The organism is Caldisericum sp. (genome assembly GCA_022759145.1).
Taxonomy (GTDB): Bacteria; Caldisericota; Caldisericia; order Caldisericales; family Caldisericaceae; genus Caldisericum.
This window is the reverse complement of record JAEMPV010000152.1, coordinates 1,252-3,275: the sequence shown is the minus strand read 5'-3', so window position 1 is coordinate 3,275 and position 2,024 is coordinate 1,252. Positions and strand designations below refer to the sequence as shown.

Below are 2,024 nucleotides of genomic sequence, written 5' to 3'. Positions count from 1 at the left end.
GTTTTCCTCGATTGTCGAATATGTCCTCGAGAAGATAATAGAAGAGAACATTTAGGTTTACACGGACTTACTCCTTATGAAAAGTTGAAAGGACTACCTGGAGGAAAGACCCCCGAAAGATTTTAAAGTCTCTAACAATTTGCCTATTGACAAAGTCTTAAATTTAGATACAAATGAAAATGTAAGGGGTGCAATTAAAGATGAAAGAGTATGCAGCCACACAATTTAGGGTATACTACAAAATTAATTTTACTTTACAATTTAGAAAATTATTTTAGGAGGCACTTAATGAAAAAAATTATAGTGCTATTGTTTTTAATGACTTTTGTGATTGCAATGTTTCCCATTAAAACAAAAGCATCAACTTTTGTTTGGAAATCCCTTCTTACAAAAGAGAGCCTTTTTGGCGGAATGAGGAATGATTTCTCGCCTGTTTATCATATCGAAATTGATCCATCAAATGAAAAATGCGTATACCTTGCAACCTGGGGTAATGGTGTTTTAAAAAGTGAAAGTAATGATTTTAGTTTTTTGCCCGTCAACAACGGGCTTGAGGAACTTAATGTTCATACATTAAGAGTAAGTCCAACAAATCATGATAAAATCTATGCAGGAACAGCAACGGGTGTTTTTTATTCTGACAATCAGGGTAAAACTTTTTCGCTTTTAGGAGATTTGCGTCTTGAGATTAGCGTTATTGAATTTGGACTTAACGATACTGTTTATGCGGGCGTATTAAATGAACAGGAGAATGCAGGACTTTATTCCTTTGACGGGAGCAGGTGGGTTGAATTAGGGCTTAAAGATAAAGATGTTTATTCTATAACAAGGCTCAACAACTCAACACTTCTAATTGGAACAAATGCAGGTCTTTATGAGTATGATGAAGCAGGTAAAACTTTTAAGTTGTTAGGTTTTGAGGATTCAACCATTAATTCGATTGCTATTTCATCAAAATGGATTGTTTTGGTAACTTCAAGCGGGATATTCAAAAGCCCAACTGATAATTTTAACTTCATTTCCCTTGCTAATTTAGATAAAAAGTTTGGGGAGAATAATTTTACTTCTGCTGCATTCTTGAAAGATGAAGATGAAGTTCTTTTAGGAAGCAGTATCGACGGAATTTATTTGGTTAACCTTTCAACAAATGCTTTTAGGCTATTATACGATCCATATACTCCAGTTTTTTCAATTACTGTTTCTAAGAGCGGGGTAATTTTCTTAGGTGTAGTATCTGGCATTATTTGGTCAGATGATAATGGGGTTTCATTTAAAACTTATGTAACGCCCAGAAGCGGCATAGAAATGAAGTTCGATCCTGATAATCCAAATATAATTTATGTTGGTGCAGGTGACGGTCTTTACAGAAGCGTAGATGGTGGAAAGACTTTTGAACTCTTGGGGCTAAATGATGTTAGCGTTTTTTCTATTGCCATAAATCCCCAAAACAAGCAAGAACTCCTAATTGGCACATATTCAGGGCTTTATAAGTTCAATTCAAATAAAAATACTTTCCAAATTATAGAGACAGGAAACCCAGGCTATGCAGTTACAAAGGTTCTATTTGATCCAAAGGGAAATATAGTTATTGGAGTAAAAGATAGAGGAGTATTCATTTCGGAAGACGGTGGCTTGAGTTTCCGCCTCATTCTAAAATTGGGGTTAAACGATTTTGTAAGTGATATAGAGTTTGATCCTGTTAATCAAAATACTTTTTATGTAGCAGCTTGCCATTTATCTTATTGTAATTTTGAAGAGAAAGTTTACAGGACAACAGATTATGGCAAAAATTTCGAAAGTTTGAACTGGATAGATCATGCACTTTATTTTTATAACTTAGACATTTACATTCCTAAGAACAACCATAACATAATTTATCTTACAGGCGAGAATATATATAGAAGCGATGATGGCGGGAAAACTTTTAAAAAGATTAGCATAGTTTCCGATACTGGTCTTCACCTGGATAGTCCTCAACCATATGCAGATATACTTATTTCTTACCGTTTAGTGAGTGATCCTGA

General features: G+C 34.3%; 1 protein-coding gene. It reads left to right on the top strand.

Annotated elements, in window-relative coordinates; translation table 11 throughout:
- Positions 1-288 precede the first annotated feature (288 nt).
- Positions 289-2,024 (top strand): hypothetical protein (locus JHC30_08165; GenBank protein ID MCI4464115.1); only part of this gene is annotated, 1,736 nt, incomplete at its 3' end.